The sequence below is a fragment of the Albibacterium sp. genome (assembly GCF_035514885.1).
Classification (GTDB): Bacteria; Bacteroidota; Bacteroidia; order Sphingobacteriales; family Sphingobacteriaceae; genus Albibacterium.
In genome coordinates this window covers 260,697-280,098 of record NZ_DATJCH010000005.1, presented here as the reverse complement: position 1 = coordinate 280,098, position 19,402 = coordinate 260,697, and the positions used below count along the sequence as shown (strand labels likewise).

Genomic DNA, 19,402 nt, shown 5'->3' with positions numbered 1-19,402 from the left:
TTATGAATCGATGTGACCTGGTCTTTCTTCATCTGATCTCACTGTCGGCTTTTCCCAAAAACACCTTTCATTATGAACGTATTGTTGAAATTTCTCTTTCTCAGCTTCGCTAAGTTCGCATAAGTCTCTATTCGCATATCGCCTCTTCCATGGGGGTCCCCCACGTTTCGGACCTTTCCCAAAACCAAACAAAAGCTTACAGAGGATAAAGAGTCCCATTGCTTGCCATAAGGTAATGGTTGTAAGTCCGAAAATAGATGGCATGGTATAATTCCATAAAACCATAACCAAGAAACTTACCAAAAACCCAAAAGCAATTACTAAAAAGGGTATAAAAATAAATCGCTTTCTATATCTAAAATTTTTCTCCATGATATTTCAATATTAATTTATATGCTTTTAAATTGTGATTCCTTAAACTCTGAATAAAACATCTTTAAACGTTTGCGTAGATGTAAAACAGCATAATGCTTTCGCGATATCAATTTGCCAACAGGCTCTCCGGTATCGGCTGATATTTCCGCAAAAGATGCTCGATCTAATTCATGCCTGACAAAAACATCTCTCTGCTCTGCTGGTAACTCTTCAAGAGCCTTGTATAATTCCTGCCATAGAACGCGATCCTGATATTCGCTTTCCGGTGTTTTTTCCGTCTTTGTAAATTGATCATAGAAGCTCGTTTCTTCTTGCTCCTCTTCACCATATATCCAGGATGATTCACTTTTCTTTCGATGTTTATCAATGATCTTATTGTTCGCTACCCGATAAAGCCAGCCGCCGACCTGCTCTACAGGCTGCGAGTTTATAACCGAACTTAACTGATACCAAACGTCCTGCAAAATATCTTCAGCATCTTCTTCATTATCAACCCTTCTTCTAATAAAGCCCAATAAACCTTTACTATACGATTTTATAATTGTTAAGATTACATTGTGCTTTTTATCAGCCATCGGTCTTTCTAAAGTCAGTCTCATTTTACAACCTCTACTATTAATAAGACGGATGAGACTTTAAAATATTTCAGAATATTTCATTTAATTTTTAACTAAAATAAATAATACCTTTAAGGGTACTATTCAATTAAGATCAATAACAACCAATACCCTCAATAAAAGCTTGTATTATGAACCAGAAATTCAAAACATTATTCGTTATCCTCCTATGTATCACTCTTTCAGCATTCACATTTCAATCGAAAACAAAGTGGGTGGCTATTGGTGATTCCATCACGTATCTTAACGACGATCTAGATGAGACCGGCAACAGGGTTACGCAAGGATATATGTCTTTAGTAGTAAATAAAATGCCGAATTTAGAATATGAGAATCAAGGGCATAATGGCTGGACCGCCGTGCGTATAGCTAAAGAAATCGATAAACTTAACCTGAAAACGGCAGATGTATATTCGGTGTTTTTGGGAACCAATGACTGGTGGGGAAGTCAGAATTTAGGGACGATGGATGATTATAAAAATAATACAGGAACATCAACCGTATATGGTTCTTATCGGGTAATTACAGATAAGCTAAAGGATTTAAACTCTAAAGCGATGGTTATTTTAATCACTCCCTTAAAGAGATTGGATTTTGTGTACTATAACAACATGAAAAACAATGCTTTTGGTTCTTATAAAACAAAGAATGGAAGAGATCTTGCTGAATTTGCAAATGCAGTGGCTGAAATTGCAAAGTTTGAAGGCTATAAATTAATTGATCTTTACAATTCTAACGATTTCAACTATAAGAACATTGTTAATTTTAAAAGGCTGAAAGATCCGCAAACAGGGAATTATAAAGACTATAAATATCCGGATTTTGTTGATATCCCCTTTAATCCTGAAACCGACGAATACCCTTATCCAACGGAAGCAATTAATATGACCTATGATGGATTACACCCCTCAGACAAGGGAAATCAAGCAATAGCAAAGAAGATTATAAAAATAATGAAACCGGCTTTTAAGTAGAAGTAGTTAAGTCAGAATTGTTTTAGGGATTGATTAAAAGCAAAATACCGATCGCTATTAAACCATAGTGAACATACCGAAGGAACCCATCTCCCTGTAAGCGATGGTTGATTATTCGACCTAAGAAAATGGCAGGAAACAGAAAAGGTAAACTCCATAAATAATAATAAGTAACAGCAGGAACCCAAAGTCCGCTTATCCAATAGCCAAGCATGCCAATTGCACTTGCAGGTAAGAAATATCCTTGCAAAGTTGCTCTAAACTGCTGTGCTGTCCACCGACGCATAGTTCCATAAACTACTAAAGGTGGCCCGTTTAATCCATATGCACCGCCTAATATTCCGGCAGATAAACCACATAAGAAGAGCCATAACCAACTTTTCGATTCTAACTCTATTGACTGCTTAAATAAAGAGTAGATTGAGAATGCAATAATAACAATACCTAAAATAATCTTTACAAGCTCCTCATTCGCATATATCAATAATAAAAGGCCAAGTGGTATTCCTAATAAAGTAAAGACAAATAAACCTCCTGCACTCTGTAAATGAATTTTCTTCCAATCTTGGATTACAACAACAGCGGCAATAGTAATAGAAATCAAAACAGATAAAGGAACAGCAACTTCAATAGGTGTATAAAAAGCAAGTAATGGCACTGCTATCAATGATTCTCCAAATCCAAATATCGAACGGATCAGTGTTGCTACAAAAACAACAACAATAACATATAATAATATTATACTGACTATCAACTAATTAATAATAAAATACATTTTCTAAGCCCGATACAAACCTACAAAAAAAACATCTGCAAAGGCCTTTTCATCAACATTACCTCCGTGTTGAGCCAATTCACTTTTCTAATATTATTATCGAAATAAAATATAAAAAAATGGCTTATAGTTTCCTATATTTGGAATGGCCTTAGATTTTCTGCCTTTCAGATCTACCGATTAAAGCATTAAACTAAAAAATGACCATTGTAAAAATCTAAAAATTAACTATGAAAAATTATTTAAAAATGTCAAAAAACTGGTTACTTCCTGTCTTATTAGTTGGAGTAATCGTAAGCTTTTCTTCTTTCAGTTCTCAAACGCCTCCAAAAGTATTAGTGTTCAGTAAAACGGCAGGGTTTAGACATACTTCTATTGAGGCTGGCCAAGCAGCATTGCTAAAATTGGGTAAAGAAAATGGCGTTATCGTCGAAACAACTGAAGATGCCAGTAAATTCACTGATGCAAACCTTAAACAATATAAAGCTGTAATTTTTCTAAGTACTACGGGTAATGTTTTAGATGAGGAACAACAAAAAAGCTTTGAAAACTACATCAAATCTGGGGGAGGTTATGTAGGTGTACATGCTGCTACTGATACTGAATACCAATGGCCATGGTACGGTCAATTAGCAGGTGCACGATTTGCAGGTCACCCGAATCCGGATAACGTACAAAAAGGAACGTTCGTTGTTGTTGATAAAAACAATCCGGCAACTAGCTTTTTGCCTGAAAGATGGGAAAGAGTAGATGAATTTTATTCATTTAGAGGTATTAGCGACGCCATCCATGTATTATTAAAAATAGATGAAACAACTTACCGTGGTGGAACCAATGGCGATAATCACCCAATGGCATGGTTTCATGAATTTGATGGCGGTCGTGCATTCTACACTGCAGGTGGTCATACAGATGAGAGTTTCTCAGAGCCTCTATTCCTTAGACATCTTTGGGCTGGTATTCAATATGCAATGGGAAAATAACAATATTAAATATTAGATCAATAAAACCATAAACAATTAACCGATAAATTATGTCGAACAGAAGATCGTTCTTAAAAACTACTGGCGCACTAGCTGTCGCCAGTATGTTACCCGGATTAAGCCGAGGAAACACACTATTTGCCGGACTTGCAGCTAACTATCCTGCTGTAGGTTTACAGACTTATTCTTTAAATGTTTTATTTAACAACAAAGAACTGAGTACAAAAGATGTATTAAAACAAATCGCCGATATCGGTGTCAAAGAATTAGAAACTGCAACAGGAAGTACAACAGGACTTTACTATGGTCATAAAGCTAAAGAATTTGCTGCTATGGTAAACGACTTAGGTATGAAATGGATTGGTAACCACGTTGGTGGTTTACCGCGTACCATGGCTCCAAGGCCAGGTGCACCTGCTCGTCCAGCACCAAGTCCGGAAGTTGCAGCTGCAATGGCTGCTGCAGGACAACGTACCAACTTACGAGATAATTTACAACAAATTGTAGATGAAGCTGCAGAGGCTGGTTGTTCATGGGTTATCTGTGCAAGTTCTGCAGAATCAAACATGGATGAAATCAAAAAAACGACCGAAATCTTTGCAAAAGCAGGAGAAGCTTCCAGAAAGAACGGAATGAAATTCGCATACCATAATCATCAATCAGAGTTTGACAAAATTGAAGGTACAAGTGCCTACGAATATGTATTGGGTCAAACTAATAAAGATGAAGTATTTATGGAAGTCGATTTAGCTTGGGCTACGCAAGCGGGTATGGATCCTGTAGAAATGTTTAAACAATATCCGGGACGTTTCCCTCTATGGCACGTTAAAGATATTGACCCAACCACAAATCGTCCGGCTATTGTAGGTACAGGAAAAGTTGACTTCAAACGTATCTTTTCCAACTCTCAGCTTTCAGGCGTACAACATACCTTTATTGAGCAAGACGGTGCTAAATCTATCAATGACATAGCAAACAGTGTAAAATGGTTAAAAGCCAATATCTATGCTTAAAGTAACCATGTTCTTATTGTTAAATAGGAGCTATAGTCAATAAAAAAGGGGCAAATATATCTGCCCCTTTTTTATTGACTACTTTTTTTTACTATTCCCCTAACTATTTCCCCTTCTGGTTTGTTATCAACTGTGGGACCATTCAAGGGTTCTTTGAATATTATCATTAATCAATAAGAATGACTATCTTTAGTATCCCGACACACAATATTCATCTATTAACATTTCCGGATATTCCCTTTCTATCAGAATATTCAATTTCTATATCACTATGAAGGTTAAAACCAGTACCGTTCTCGACATCTTGTCACGCATGCGCGTATATTTCCAAGGAAACAACTCAATTGGAAATTCACGTAATGAGGAACCATTCCGATCAGATCTATATAACTCTGATCAAATGGAGAATCATGCTAAAGTTGTAGCCAGATCTCACAAATTATCAAAAGGGAAGTCTTCTGACAAGCTATTGAAGAGATTAGGAAACAATGAGAAAATACTCTTAGATGTAAGAAACCTGCTAGTTGAAAGTATACGATCTGGACAAACGATAACTCCGGGTGCCGAATGGTTACTTGATAACTTTTATCTGATAGAAGAGCAAGTGGTAATCGCACGAAAGCATTTACCAAAAGGATACAGTGAAGGCCTGCCCTATCTGGCGAATGGAAATTCAGCCGACATGCCACGCGTATATGATGTTGTACTGGAAATTATATCGCACAGTGATGGCCGGGTAGATGTAAAAAGTTTGAGTGGTTTTATAGCCGCCTACCAAACAGAGAAGATTTTAACATTAGGAGAACTCTGGGCAATTCCAATTATGGTGAGGCTTGCTGTTCTTGAAAATCTTCGTAGAGTTTCAGAACGAATAGCTCTGGACATGATCGACAATAACCTAGCAGATTACTGGGCAGAAAAGATGATGAATACCGTAAAGGAAGAACCAGCTAACCTGGTGTTAACCATTGCGGATATGGCACGTTCTAAACCTGTTCTCGACAGTCCGTTTGTTGCCAGCTTTACACGTAAATTACAAGGTAAGGGGCCTGCGCTGGCATTGCCGCTTAATTGGATGGAGCAGCAACTATCAAGAATGGGCATCGCCAGCAATGATTTAGTATGGCAGGAAAATCAAAAGCAAGCAACCGACCAGGTATCTGTAAGAAACAGCATAGGAACATTAAGGTTTATTGGCAAAACAGACTGGCGAGAGTTTGTCGAAACTCTTAGCAGTGTAGACCAAATACTTCGTCAGGATGTAACCGGTATCTATCCGAAAATGAACTTTGCAACACGTGACAGATATAGACATGCGGTAGAAACCATAGCCAAGGGTACTCGCCTTTCTGAGGCTGAAGTTGCACAGAAAGCGTTGGATTTAGCACAAAGTCAGGCTATCTCTGAAGGAGAAGATAATAGACGCAGTCACGTAGGGTACTATTTAATTGATAAAGGAAGAAGGCAAACCGAAAAAGCTTCCGGAATGCAATATACCTTTAAGCAAAAGATCACTAATTTCACAAAACAAAGACCGGTATCAATTTATTTTCTTTCCATTACTTTCTTAACTCTCCTCGGTGCGTCTTCCATGTTTTCGCTTGCCTATAATTATGGTAATTTCGATTGGAAAATATTAACAGTGGTAGCTCTCCTATCCATTGCAGGAGCCGCTCAATTGGCAATTTCCTTTATAAATTGGTTAGCAACTATTTGGGTAAAGCCAACGCTTCTGCCAAGAATGGATTTTTCAAAAGGAATTCCCAATGAATATCGAACATTGGTAATTATTCCAACCATGCTATCCGGTAAAGGATATATTGACGAGTTGATTGAAGCGCTGGAAGTACGTTTTTTAGCTAATCGTAAAGCTAATTTACATTTTGGATTGCTAACCGACTTTACGGATGCAAATACTGAAACTACACCACAGGATGATGCATTATTAGAACTTGCCAGTGAACGAATTAAAGAACTTAATGAGAAATACAATCAACCTGAGGAACCTGATATCTTCTTTCTTTTCCACCGCCCAAGACAGTGGAATGCAAAAGAAAAAAAATGGATGGGTTATGAACGTAAAAGAGGAAAATTAGCTGCACTGAATGCCCTGTTAAGAAACCAGGATAATAAAGAGTTTTCTCATATCGTAGGTCACTATCAAGTGTTAACCAATGTTAAATATGTAATCACACTTGATTCAGACACCCAACTTCCCCGCGAAGCGGCATGGAAGCTTATTGCCTCTATGGCACATCCGCTAAATCATGCGGTATACAATCCTGAACTCGGACGGGTTACTGAAGGCTATGGAATCTTACAACCACGAGTAGCTTCAAACTTTCCGAAAGGAGCCACATCTCTCTATCTTCGTATGCAAGGAGACGTTTCAGGTATTGATCCATACACACGTGCTTCATCGGATGTATATCAAGATATATTCCATGAAGGTTCTTTTATTGGAAAGGGAATCTATGACGTCGATGTATTTATACGCACATTAAACAATACCTTTCAAGAGAATCGCATCCTGAGCCATGATTTGCTGGAAGGCTGTTATACTCGTTCCGGATTATTAAATGACGTTATATTATATGAACAAAATCCGGCTGAATATGAAACTGATGTCCGTCGGCACCATCGATGGATCAGAGGTGACTGGCAGATAGGCGCATGGATTATGCCGTATGTTACCAAAGCTAATGGCCATTTTACCAAAAACCACCTTTCTACCCTATCCAGATGGAAAATATTCGATAATCTTCGCCGAAGTATTTTACCTCTTTCCCTATTACTAATATTACTACTAGGATGGTCAATTCTGCCATATCCATGGTTCTGGACTTTAGCGGTTACTATTATTGTCCTTTTGCCCGTTATGGCAGCTGCAGCATTGCGATTAATTCACAGACCTGAAGATATCGATTTAAAGGCACATATATCAGATGTTGGTCGCTCTGTAAGGGATGTATTAATCCGATTTATGTTTGATATGGCAGTTTTACCTTATGAAACATACCGCTATACACATGCCATCATACTTACCAATTGGCGTATGATAGTTACCGGCAAGAAATTATTGGAATGGACACCTTCTGCTCAATCCTCTTACCTTTCAAAGAATACGATCCTATCCAACTACCTTTCTATGTGGATCGGTCCTGTACTAGCCGCTGTTTGTACCGTTTTATTTCTGTACTCTAATTATCCGGCTTTCTATGTTGCTTCGCCTATTCTGATACTCTGGCTAATATCACCTGCACTTGCATGGCGTTTAAGCATTCCAGAAGAAGAAGAGAGCCCTGAACTAAGCGGAGAACAGACATTGTTCTTACACAAATCTGCTCGCAAAACATGGTCTTTCTTCCAGCAGTTCGTTAATGCAGAAGAAAACTGGTTACCACCAGATAATCTGCAGGAACATCCGGATATGGTTATCGCACATCGTACCTCACCAACCAATATCGGGTTGGCCTTACTGGCTAATTTAGCTGCTTACGATTTTGGGTATATTCCTGCCGGAGAATTCGTAGCGAGAAGTAATAATACGCTGCAAACCATGTTACGCATGGATCGGTATAAAGGACATTTTTATAATTGGTACGAGACAACCTCCCTACTAACTCTACAGCCGAGGTATGTATCAACTGTTGACAGTGGTAATCTTTTAGGTAATCTATTAACGCTTAAACAAGGCTTTATTTCACTTCCAAACGATCCAATCTTTAATTACAGGAGTTTTGAAGGGATAAGAACAACCGTTGACATCATCAACGATCTGCTTAAAATTCAGAAAAACGAACTTATAGAAAAGATTCAGAACCTCCTGAATACCATTATCAAAGAAAACAGCCATTCTTTAAGTACCATAAAAAAACACCTCGATAATCTGGCTCTTTTAAGTGATGAACTGATCTTATGGGAAGAAGAAAATGAAACTGACCTACCTAAATGGACAAACAGGCTGTCGCTTCAAATAAAAAGTATACGAGATGACTTGGCAACAAACATCCCTTGGTTGGATATGTTACCTGTTCCAAGTCAATTCATTCAACTATCGTTGTTAGACTATAACCTTTCTCTTACGTCTATCATTGAAACTTCGGATGAGTTTATACAATATATTAATCACTATAAAGCACAGGATAATAATACAGAAGACAAAGAATGGTTAATTAAACTGCAATCATCTTTTACCAAGGGCTATACGGCTGCTGTTTCAAAACTGATCTTCCTAAAACAACTGGCAGAACAATGTGAAGAGCTAAGCAATGTAGAATACGACTTCCTATTCGATAAATCGACCGACTTGCTAAGGATTGGTTTCAATGTTGATGAACAAAGAAAAGACGAGAGTTATTACGATATGCTGGCATCTGAAGCCCGCTTAGGAGTTTTTGTGGGTATTGCTCAAGGAAAACTACCTCAGAAAAGCTGGTTCTCATTGGGTCGTTTACTAACTAATTCCAATGCCGGCCCTATCCTATTATCCTGGAGTGGATCTATGTTTGAATACCTGATGCCACAATTAATAATGCCATCTTACGAAAACACGCTACTCTATCAAACAAACATAGCTACTGTAAAAAGGCAGATAGAATATGCCAAAAAACGCGGAACCCCTTGGGGCATATCAGAATCTGGCTACAACAATGTAGACGTTAACTTAAATTACCAATATCAGGCTTTCGGTGTACCGGGCTTAGGTTTAAAACGTGGTTTGGAAGAAGACCTGGTAATAGCGCCTTACGCTACCATGTTAGCCTTAATGATCTTGCCAAGTAAAGCTTGTGCTAACTTACAGTTTATGTCACTCGAAGGGTTCGAAGGTGAGTATGGTTTTTATGAAGCCGTTGATTATACAGCCAGCAGACTTCCGCGAGGCAAAGATTATGCTATCATCAATTCCTATATGGCGCATCACCAAGGAATGAGCTTCCTGTCGCTGGCTTATGTATTGTTAAATAAACCTATGCAGCAGCGCTTTGTATCGGAACTTCGATTCCAGGCTACGCTATTATTATTACAGGAACGTATTCCTAAGACTTCCATTTTCTATGCCCACACTGCAGATATCAGCGAAATCCGCACCATTGATACCGATGTACAGGTTCGAACTATCAACACAGCAAACACGGCAATTCCGGAGGTTAAGCTATTAAGCAATGGCCACTATCAGGTAATGGTTACCAATTCGGGAGGAGGATATAGCAGATGGAAAGATTTATCAATCACACGCTGGCGAGAAGATATCACCAAAGATGATTATGGAATATTCTGCTACATCAAAGATGTTAATACCGGTAATTTCTGGTCAAATACGCATCATCCAACCATGCATCCGGCAACAAATTATAAGGTGACTTACTCGCAAGGGCATGTAGAGTTCTTCAGACAGGATTATGGAATAGATACCAAGACAGAAATTGTGGTGTCTCCCGAAGATGATGCTGAAATGAGAAGGATACGGATAAGCAATAAATCACAGTCTGTAAAAACGTTGGAAATTACGAGCTATGCAGAAATTGTAGTGGCAAGTCAGGCATCTGATGAAGCACATCCTGCATTCAGTAATCTCTTTGTACAAACTGAAATAAAACCAGAGTACAATGCTATTTTCAGTACTCGCCGTGCGCGTTCTGAAGACGAACATCCTCCTCATTTATTCCATTTAATGGATGTTCATGGAGTAGAAGTTCAGGAAGTATCTTTTGAAACTGATCGAATGGAGTTTATTGGCCGCGGAAAAAACTTAGCTCATCCTCAAGCCATGGAAATAAGCACCCTGGCGGGAAATCAAGGATCTGTATTAGATCCGATTATGGCTATTCGCTATCGGATAACCATAAAACCAAATCAGGTAGCGACAATTGATCTGATTTATGGTATCAGTGAAACCAAGGAAAGCAGCGATGCCTTAATGCATAAATACAGAGATCGAAACTTAAAGAAACGTGCGTTTGAACTCTCATGGACACACAGCCAGGTATTGCTACGACAAATTAATGCAACAGAGGCAGACGCCCAATTGTATGCCAGATTAGCTGCTTCAATCATTTATGCAAATCCGAATTTAAGAGCAGATTCAAGCACAATTGAAAGTAACTTCAGGGGCCAATCTGGCTTATGGAGCCATTCTGTTTCGGGCGATCTACCCATCGTTCTACTCCAGATAGACAATCAGGATAGCATTGAATTAGTAAGTCAGATGATTCAGGCCCATGCCTACTGGCAATTAAAAGGACTGGCTGTCGATCTTGTGATCTGGAATGAGGATCATGGTTCTTACAGACATGAATTGCAGGATCACATTATGGGAATGATTTCTTCTGCAGCCATTACAACAGTTACTCATAGCAATCCGGGTAAAGTATTTGTAAAATCAGCTGATCAAATATCATCAGAAGACCGCATTCTTTTTGAAAGTGTTGCAAGGGTAATAATCAGAGATGATGGAGGAACACTGTCTGAGCAAATCAACCGGCACAATTCAGAAAAAATATTACCTCCCCTATTAGAACTGAAATCAATCATCACACAGGAGAGTGATTCTAAACAAGAGTTGGCTCTGCCAGCTGATTTACTTTTCTTTAATGGCACAGGTGGTTTTACACCAAAAGGTGATGAATACAAAATAATAACAGATAGAAAGAAAGGCACTCCTGCTCCCTGGACAAATATCATTGCAAACCCTATCCTTGGAACAGTAATTTCAGAAAGCGGTTCGGCCTATTCTTGGGCCATTAATGCCCACGAATACCGCATTACTCCTTGGAGTAATGATCCGGTAAGTGATATCAGTGGAGAAGCATTCTACCTTCGCGACGAAGAAACCGGATCATTCTGGTCACCTTCTCCATTTCCTGCAGGTGGGAAAACACCTTATATAACCACACATGGGTTCGGCTATAGTAGCTACGAGCACATCGAGAATGGCATTCACTCAGAAATGACTGTCTTTGTAGATAAAGATTTACCGATAAAGTTTGTCGTTCTAAAGGTAAAGAATCAGTCGGGTCAGGTTCGCAAACTATCTTCAACCGGCTTCTTAGAGATTATTCTGGGAGATGTACGTTCAAAAACGAATATGCATATCCTTTCAAAGCACGACACATCAAGTGGAGCATTGCTGTTCAAGAACCGATATAATACAGCATTTTCAGAGCAAACTGCCTTCTTCAAAGTGAATGGAGGAAATAATTTCAGCTTTACATCTGATCGTTCTGAGTTTATCGGCAGAAACAGGAATCTAATGAACCCTCAGGCTCTGAATCGCAAGAAACTTTCTGGCAGAATCGGTTCTGATATGGATACTTGCGCTGCCCTGCAAGTACGGTTTAACTTATTGGATGGTGGAGAAAAGCTAATCATATTTCAAATAGGTAATGAATCCAGCGACTCCAGAGCCTTGGATCTTGTCCAACAATTCGCTGAGCAGGACACCGTATTGGAATCATTGCAACAGGTAAAGGAATATTGGAAAGAAACTTTAAATACGCTGAAGGTAGATACGCCTGACCAGTCGCTTAATCTACTGACCAACGGTTGGCTGACCTACCAAACCATTGCATCCCGTTTATTTGCACGTAGCGGATTCTATCAATCAGGTGGAGCATATGGTTTTAGGGATCAGCTGCAAGATGTACTTTCATTATTGCATAATAAGCCTGAACTCGCTCGTGAGCAGATACTTATGAATGCATCCAGACAGTTCGTAGAAGGAGATGTTCAACATTGGTGGCATCCACCTGAAGGAAGGGGTGTTCGTACAAATTGTTCTGATGACTTGCTTTGGTTACCTTTTGTAACTTCTCGCTATGTCAAAACTACAGGAGATAAAGAGATCTTAGCTGAAACCATTGGCTTCCTTGAAAGCAGGCTTCTTCACGAAGGAGAAGACTCCTTATACGATCTGCCAACAAGTGGCAACCTGAGTGGCGATTTATACGAACATTGCATCAGGGCGATTAAACATAGCCTGAGATTTGGAAAGCATGGCTTACCATTAATGGGATCAGGCGATTGGAATGATGGGATGGATCTGGTAGGAAATAAAGGGAAAGGTGAAAGTGTATGGCTTGCATTCTTCCTATACACGGTTCTCATCGAATTCTCCGATACCGCAATAAACCATGCTGATGAGGCCTTCGCCGAAACTTGTAAAAGCGAAGCTGCTAAGCTAAAAGCTAATATTGAAGCTTCAGCTTGGGATGGAGAGTGGTATAAACGGGCCTGGTTTGATGATGGCAGCCCTTTAGGATCCAAAGAAAACACAGAATGTAGTATTGATGCGATCTCACAAAGTTGGTCAGTATTATCTTCTGCTGCACCTGAAGAAAGAAGAAATACAGCCATGGATTCTTTAGATAAGCGCCTCGTAAAAAAGGATATGAAAATTATCCAGTTACTTGACCCACCCTTTAATGTGGCAAAACCAAGTCCGGGATATATCAAAGGTTATGTTCCAGGAGTTCGGGAAAACGGGGGTCAATATTCACATGCCGCTATCTGGACACTCATGGCTTTCGCTGCTTTAGGGGACAGAAAAAAGGTTTACGAACTATTCAGCATGATTCAGCCTATTAATCATGCCTTAGATGTAAAGGCTGTACAAACTTATAAAGTAGAGCCTTATGTAATGGCTGCAGATGTATATGCAAACGAATCACATTTAGGAAGAGGAGGATGGACCTGGTACACAGGATCTGCAGGCTGGATGTATCAATTTATTACAGATTCAATGCTGGGGATAAACTTACAGGTAGACAAACTAAATTTTGAACCTTGCTTTCCATTAGAATGGCCGTCCATCTCTATCGTTTACCGTTACAAGAGTTCAACGTATAAAATCACAGTTTATCAAATAACAGATGGAAAGTCCTGGTGGAAAACCGAAGATACACAAGGTGAAGGAAACAGCATTCCTTTGGTAGATGATGGTAGTGAGCATACAGCAGAAATTCACATTGCTATTTAGCTATATGAATAACTTCATCATTAATAATTACATAATTGGTACCCTCTTCTGAAAATTCCGGTATAAATAGTCCAGTGAATTTCCCGAAAGCAGGAAGAACAAGAACATTTCCATACTGATAAAAGCAAGGCAAACGAAAAGTTTGCCTTGCTTTACGATGAATCAAATAACCCGGATGAAAATGACCGATCATGTAAAAAGTATCCGGTTCTGGCTTTCGCGGTAACTGATGCCTCAAGGCTATTTTATTCTCAAGAACTCTTTCTTTAACAATTTCTACCTGTGCATTACTAAAAAAATCTGTGGGAATAATATCATGATTCCCTTTTGTAAGGATAAATTTAATCTGAGGAAATAAAGCAATCACCTCTAAAAAATTACCACATTCGCTATTTTGTTCACTATGAAATAAATCACCCAGAAAAACAACCTCGTGAGGATTATATTCCTCAATCAACTTTTTCATTAGTTCTAAATCCTCATTAACAGTAATAGCGGGCACGAATAATCCTTTCTTCCTGAAATGAAGCAGCTTACCCAGATGCATGTCAGCAATAACCAATATTTTATATTGTTCCAGATAAATAGCTCTTTGTGCTAATAATTGAATCTGCGTATCCCTTATGGTAATGATCATAGCTCTTCCAATTGCTGTTTGATTTTCTCAATTCTCGATAACCAATCTTCATTCGAGTATTTTTCCCGGAAAGATTCTGTAAAGAGTGGAAAGGAAAAAGGTGTTAGATGCTCCAAAGATCTTAATACTTTTTTATGCGTTTCAATTCGTTGAAATGCTGCGTTCATTCTAACAATCTCTAGCTGAAAAATAAACACTTCATCATAAGCCTGCCGAAGCAGCAGATTATCCCTGTCATAGTCTTCAAATACGGAAAAAAACAAACCGGAATTCGCCTGTAAATGCTTGGCTTTTATCTGGTTTCCAGGAAAACCCTTAAAAACCAGTCCGGAAATTCCTGCTATTTCACGAAATTGACGACGAGCCATCTCCATCGTGTTAATACCTTCCTGAATATCGGAGTAAAGTTCTTTTGTAGAAAACAGATCCTCCAAAGATAGCTCATTGACAGCAATCTTCTCATCACTCAAAAGCTCAATACCATATTCATTGGTAGCTATGCTAAAGGTAGATTTCTTTATTTTCGAAAGTCGGTAGGCTAATATAGCAGCCATCCCCTCGTGAACTAATTTTCCTTCAAATGGATAGATAAATAAATGATAGCCATATTTGGTATGTATATATTCAAGTAATAATTCATTTTCTTTAGGAAGATAGCTCCGCCTGGCCTGTTCATTAAACAAAGGCATTAAGAACTGTACTTCGGGAGTTTTATTTTGAATAGCTTTATAATGAACCTCTTTAAATGTGTAACGAATAGCTGCACCAAGATTCGCAGAAATCGGAAAACGCCCGCCCATCCACGAAGGAATTTTACCACGCTTCTTATTGGAAGAACGTACAATAACCTGCATATATTTTACCATAATCAATTCCAGGCTGCGACCTGAAAACCAAAACGTATCACCAGGCTTAAGCCTCGAAATAAACCACTCTTCAATGGAACCAAGGTATTTGCCATTCAGGTACTTTACCTGCATCATAGCATCGTTCACAATCGTTCCGATAGACATCATATGACGTAATGCTATCTTCTTATCTGTTACTTTATACAGGCCATCTATAATTTTAACCTTGTGGAACTCATCATACGCATCCAGCGTTCTCCCACCCTTATAAATCAACAAAAGACAATCATCAAACTCCTGACGAGTAATGCTCTCATAGCAATGCGTCTTTATTACTTCTTGAAAGATCTCATCGGCTGAAAAACCTTCCGATACAGCCAGTGTAATCAGATACTGTATTAACACGTCAAAAGATCGGATAAAAGGAATCCTCTCTTCCACCATTCCCTTGGCAACCGCATACTTTAAACTTGCACCTTCCATAATTTCAAGTGAATGCGTTGGAAGGAAGTAGATTGTACTTAATGCACCGGGTTGGTGTCCACTCCGGCCTGCACGCTGTAAAAATCGCGCCACCCCTTTCGGCGAACCGACTTGTATAACTGTATCGACAGGTCTGAAATCTACTCCTAAATCGAGGCTGCTCGTACAAACTACCACTTTTAATGATCCTTCATGCAATGCGTTCTCTACCCAATTCCGTAAGTCCTGACTTAAACTGCCATGATGCAAAGCCATCACACCAGCTAAATCCGGAGCAATATCCAACAAATGTTGATACCATATTTCTGCTTGTGCACGTGTATTGGTAAAAAGCAAGGTACTGCTGCCTTTTTGAATTAAAGGTAAAACCTTTTCAGCCAATGTTAAACCCATATGGCCAGCCCAGGGAAACTTCTCTAACGAATCAGGCAGTATGGTATGGATATCGATTTTCTTATCCAACTCTGCCCGTACAAGTACACCTCGATTCCTGTTGCCGAGCAAAATAGCTTTAGCCTGCTTTAAATTTCCAATAGTAGCCGATATTCCCCAGATAATTAATTTCGGATTTAAAGCTTTCAACCTGCTTAAAGCCAATTCAACCAATACTCCGCGTTTACTGCCCATTAATTCATGCCACTCATCGATTACAATAACAGAAAGGCCCGCAAAATATTCAGAATAACCTTTTGTCCCAAGCATAATATGAACACTTTCCGGAGTAGTGATTAAAGCACTTGGTGGTTTCGTTTTTTGCTTCTTGCGTTCAGCTGCAAGAGTATCTCCAGTCCGGAGTCCAATATTATAATCCAGGCCTAAATCATCGCTTACAGCATTGGTAGCCTGATGAATCTCTCTCGACAGAGCCCTTAGAGGCGTTATCCATAAACAGTGTAACTTCTTTGCTTTTCTCTTATCGGTATATTGTGGTTCAATTTTTAGATAATAATGCTCCAATATACCAAACCAGATAGCCATTGTTTTCCCAAAACCAGTAGGAGCATTTAATAGGCCCGATTTCCCTTTTGCCATTTGTTCCCAGCTATCCTTTTGAAAAGCATAGGGTTCCCAGCTTTTAAGTTTAAACCAATGTTCTGCTAGTTCATTCACTGTGTACTGAGTTTAAAATAGCTACTAAATCGTCTTTTGTATTTGCTTCAATAGCAGGCTTATCTTCCCGCCATCGTGCTATTCGCGGAAAGCGTAAAGCAACACCCGATTTATGCCGCGTACTTTTATTAATCCCTTCAAATGCGATTTCAAAAACCAGTTCCGGTTTCACACTCCTGACCGGCCCAAATTTCTCAACTGTATTTCTGCGTGCCCACTTATCCAGCTTTAAGATCTCCTTATCTTTCAGTCCTGAATAAGCTTTCGCAAAAGGTACTAGCAAATCGCCATCCCAAACTGCAAAAGTATAATCGGTTAAGAGATTAGCCCGCCTGCCTGAACCACTTTGTGCATAAATCAGCACCCCATCTATCGTCATCGGGTCAGTTTTCCATTTCCACCAACTCCCTCGCCTTCTGCCGGTTTCATAAGGACTATTCTTCTTCTTAATCATTAACCCTTCGCAGAATTCTTCACGGGCGTTCTTCCTAAAATGAGCTACCTCTTCCCATGTATCCAACTTTACTAAAGGAGACGGAATCAAAAGTGTCTCTAAAACCTCCGAGCCAATTAGTTCCAAAAGCTTCTTACGCCTATCCTCCAATGGCCAATGTCTGATATCTACACCTTCATATTCCATCAAATCATAGCAAACCATTACCAATGGAGCTTCTGCCAATGCTTTGGCTGATAAATTCTTTCTGCCAATCCTTGTTTGCATAATGCCAAAAGGTAAGGGCGTGCCTTCCTTCCATGGAATAATTTCTCCATCTATTACCGTCCCATCCGGCAGATAGCCATTCAAGATATGAAACTCCGGGAACTTATCTGTAAGCAACTCCTCTCCCCGACTCCATACGTATACTTGTGAGTTCCTAATAATAATCTGTCCGCGGATACCGTCGTATTTCTTCTCTAAAAACCAATCATTAATATCACCCAAAAACGACGATGGACTTTCTTCTAAGGGATAAGCCAGAAAAAAGGGATAGGGTAAATAATCTTTTGAAACCAACGACTCTTCAGAGAAAAGTGAATTCATAGTTTCTTTTGCAGGATTCCATTTGCCCATTAAACGGTGAGCGATCTCCTTTTCTTCCTTTTCCAAATAAATAGATAAGGCCCTTATTACAGACTGTTTACTTAATCCTATTCTGAAATTCCCGGTAATTAGCTTGTTAAAAACAAAGTTTTCAGCTTTATTCCCCTTTAACCAAAAGGTCTGGATAAAATCCTTTTTATCTTCTATCGGAGCAGTAAGCAAGTCTTTTAATTGCATTATAACAACATGAAGTGGAATTTCCTCACCTTTTACAGCATCACTATTCCCCACAATATGTGCTAAGGTCTCTGCCAGATCGCCTACTACATAGTAAGATTCTTCTATAAGCCATAGTGGAAGTTTTGCAATTTCTGATGCCCATAAACGTAAATCGGTTGTTTTAACAGGTCTTTTGGGTTTATTACCGGTTAACAATGCAATAGCCCAAACCTTATCCTGATCTTCTGCCTTCCTAAAATATTCTACCAAAGCGGTTATCTTATCGTTCGTTTTTGTTGAAGCATCAATTGCCTGAAAAAGTTCTGTAAAATACTTCATAACCCTTCCTCTATTTCTTCTGCTTGATTGGGCTCAAACATGGTTTTAATTTCAACAGCATTAAGACCATAGGATTCGCGAAGCCATTTTGCATAAATCGATTGATAACCGTGCGTCACATAAACGTTCTCTGCACCTGTTTCCCTGATAGCATAATTTAACTGCTTAAAATCACAATGGTCTGACAGCACAATTCCTTTATCAACACCGTAACGGCGTCGTGCACCTCGAAGGGCCATCCATCCGCTGCAAACAGCAATTCTATAAGGTTGAAACTTACGTAACCAGGGAGAACCGATGACACTCATCGGGGCAACAATAATATCTCCAAGCAGCTTCTTACGATCAAAATTCTCTCCCAATCTTTCACCTTTGAAATCAAAACCGGAAAAGCGGAGCGCATCGTTTATATTCGCTACGGCGCCATGCAAGAATATTCTGGTATCGTTTGTTTCCAGGTGCTGTAAAATATTCTGCGCCTTGCCCAAAGAATAACCGATAATTACACTGTTAAAACCATCCTTCGAGTTATTTTGCCACCAATCATTCATATCGGTATATATCTTTTCGAAAGGATCAAAATCATAAATGGGTAAGCCGAAAGTACTTTCTGTTACAAAACTATTGCATTTAACCACTTCAAAAGGTGTAGAAACCCCATCATTAAAAACTTTATAGTCGCCTGATATTACCCAAACCTCTCCTTGATATTCTAAACGCACTTGGGCAGAACCAATAATATGTCCGGCAGGATGCAAACTGATTTTAACACCATTTATAAAGATAGTTTCATCATAAGCTAAGGTTTGAATAGATATTTCGCTCCCTAATCTTAATTTAAGAATTTCCTTTGAAAGTGTATGGCATAAATATTCTTTATGGCCCGGTCGTGCATGGTCGCTATGTCCATGTGTGATAATTGCTTTATTTACAGGACTCCATGGGTCAATATAAACATCTGCTTGCGGACAAAAAATTCCTTCTGATCTAAATTGAATCATATTTCATTT

Annotated in this window: 11 protein-coding genes; 4 read left to right on the top strand and 7 right to left on the bottom strand. The window is 39.1% G+C overall.

Features of this window, described 5'->3' with window-relative positions:
- Nucleotides 1-372: a hypothetical protein gene (locus tag VL047_RS01995; RefSeq protein ID WP_325357984.1), complete on the bottom strand. Its 372-nt coding sequence runs from the start codon at nt 370-372 to the stop codon at nt 1-3.
- Nucleotides 373-389: 17 nt separating this feature from the next.
- Complete coding sequence (locus VL047_RS01990; protein WP_325357983.1) at nt 390-974, bottom strand: sigma-70 family RNA polymerase sigma factor; 585 nt, start codon at nt 972-974, stop codon at nt 390-392.
- A gap of 149 nt (nt 975-1,123) precedes the next feature.
- Between VL047_RS01990 and VL047_RS01985 the strand changes: the two genes are divergently transcribed.
- Nucleotides 1,124-1,966, top strand: a complete 843-nt coding sequence (locus VL047_RS01985; protein ID WP_325357982.1) for an SGNH/GDSL hydrolase family protein — start codon at nt 1,124-1,126, stop codon at nt 1,964-1,966.
- Between the two features lie 22 nt (nt 1,967-1,988).
- On the opposite strand, the gene VL047_RS01980 is transcribed toward VL047_RS01985, so the two are convergent.
- Nucleotides 1,989-2,720, bottom strand: coding sequence for a sulfite exporter TauE/SafE family protein (locus VL047_RS01980; protein WP_325357980.1), 732 nt, complete (start codon nt 2,718-2,720; stop codon nt 1,989-1,991).
- Nucleotides 2,721-2,971: 251 nt separating this feature from the next.
- Here VL047_RS01980 and VL047_RS01975 point away from each other — a divergent pair, with 251 nt between their 5' ends.
- The 3 genes from VL047_RS01975 to VL047_RS01965 all read left to right on the top strand — a co-directional run bounded on the left by VL047_RS01975 (nt 2,972) and on the right by VL047_RS01965 (nt 13,714).
- Entirely contained in the window at nt 2,972-3,724 is a 753-nt protein-coding gene (locus VL047_RS01975) for a ThuA domain-containing protein (RefSeq protein ID WP_325357978.1), read from the top strand.
- A 50-nt stretch (nt 3,725-3,774) separates the two neighbouring features.
- The gene (locus VL047_RS01970) at nt 3,775-4,737 is read left to right on the top strand and encodes a TIM barrel protein (protein ID WP_325357977.1); all 963 of its coding nucleotides are present in this window, start codon (nt 3,775-3,777) and stop codon (nt 4,735-4,737) included.
- A gap of 271 nt (nt 4,738-5,008) precedes the next feature.
- Entirely contained in the window at nt 5,009-13,714 is an 8,706-nt protein-coding gene (locus VL047_RS01965) for a GH36-type glycosyl hydrolase domain-containing protein (protein WP_325357976.1), read from the top strand.
- Here VL047_RS01965 and pdeM read toward each other — a convergent pair.
- The 4 genes from pdeM to VL047_RS01945 are packed head-to-tail and all read right to left on the bottom strand — an operon-like array spanning nt 13,707 to nt 19,393.
- Nucleotides 13,707-14,351, bottom strand: coding sequence for a ligase-associated DNA damage response endonuclease PdeM (gene pdeM / locus VL047_RS01960; protein WP_325357975.1), 645 nt, complete (start codon nt 14,349-14,351; stop codon nt 13,707-13,709). The two genes, VL047_RS01965 and pdeM, sit on opposite strands and share 8 nt — an antisense overlap.
- Nucleotides 14,348-16,792, bottom strand: coding sequence for a ligase-associated DNA damage response DEXH box helicase (locus VL047_RS01955; protein ID WP_325357973.1), 2,445 nt, complete (start codon nt 16,790-16,792; stop codon nt 14,348-14,350). The genes pdeM and VL047_RS01955 overlap by 4 nt, the downstream gene beginning before the upstream one ends.
- The gene (locus VL047_RS01950; RefSeq protein ID WP_325357971.1) at nt 16,785-18,392 is read right to left on the bottom strand and encodes an ATP-dependent DNA ligase; all 1,608 of its coding nucleotides are present in this window, start codon (nt 18,390-18,392) and stop codon (nt 16,785-16,787) included. The genes VL047_RS01955 and VL047_RS01950 overlap by 8 nt, the downstream gene beginning before the upstream one ends.
- Nucleotides 18,389-19,393 carry a ligase-associated DNA damage response exonuclease gene (locus tag VL047_RS01945; protein ID WP_325357969.1) on the bottom strand — a complete coding sequence of 335 codons (1,005 nt, stop codon included), beginning with the start codon at nt 19,391-19,393 and terminating at the stop codon, nt 18,389-18,391. Before VL047_RS01945 ends, VL047_RS01950 begins: the two co-directional genes overlap by 4 nt.
- Nucleotides 19,394-19,402 lie beyond the last annotated feature (9 nt).

Bases quoted from the DNA above. Each gene is read 5' to 3' on its own strand.
- VL047_RS01995 (WP_325357984.1), bottom strand. From the start codon at position 372: ATGGAGAAAAATTTTAGATATAGAAAGCGATTTATTTTTATACCCTTT.
- VL047_RS01990 (WP_325357983.1), bottom strand. From the start codon at position 974: ATGAGACTGACTTTAGAAAGACCGATGGCTGATAAAAAGCACAATGTA.
- VL047_RS01985 (WP_325357982.1), top strand. From the start codon at position 1,124: ATGAACCAGAAATTCAAAACATTATTCGTTATCCTCCTATGTATCACT.
- VL047_RS01975 (WP_325357978.1), top strand. From the start codon at position 2,972: ATGAAAAATTATTTAAAAATGTCAAAAAACTGGTTACTTCCTGTCTTA.
- VL047_RS01970 (WP_325357977.1), top strand. From the start codon at position 3,775: ATGTCGAACAGAAGATCGTTCTTAAAAACTACTGGCGCACTAGCTGTC.
- VL047_RS01965 (WP_325357976.1), top strand. From the start codon at position 5,009: ATGAAGGTTAAAACCAGTACCGTTCTCGACATCTTGTCACGCATGCGC.
- pdeM (WP_325357975.1), bottom strand. From the start codon at position 14,351: ATGATCATTACCATAAGGGATACGCAGATTCAATTATTAGCACAAAGA.
- VL047_RS01950 (WP_325357971.1), bottom strand. From the start codon at position 18,392: ATGAAGTATTTTACAGAACTTTTTCAGGCAATTGATGCTTCAACAAAA.
- VL047_RS01945 (WP_325357969.1), bottom strand. From the start codon at position 19,393: ATGATTCAATTTAGATCAGAAGGAATTTTTTGTCCGCAAGCAGATGTT.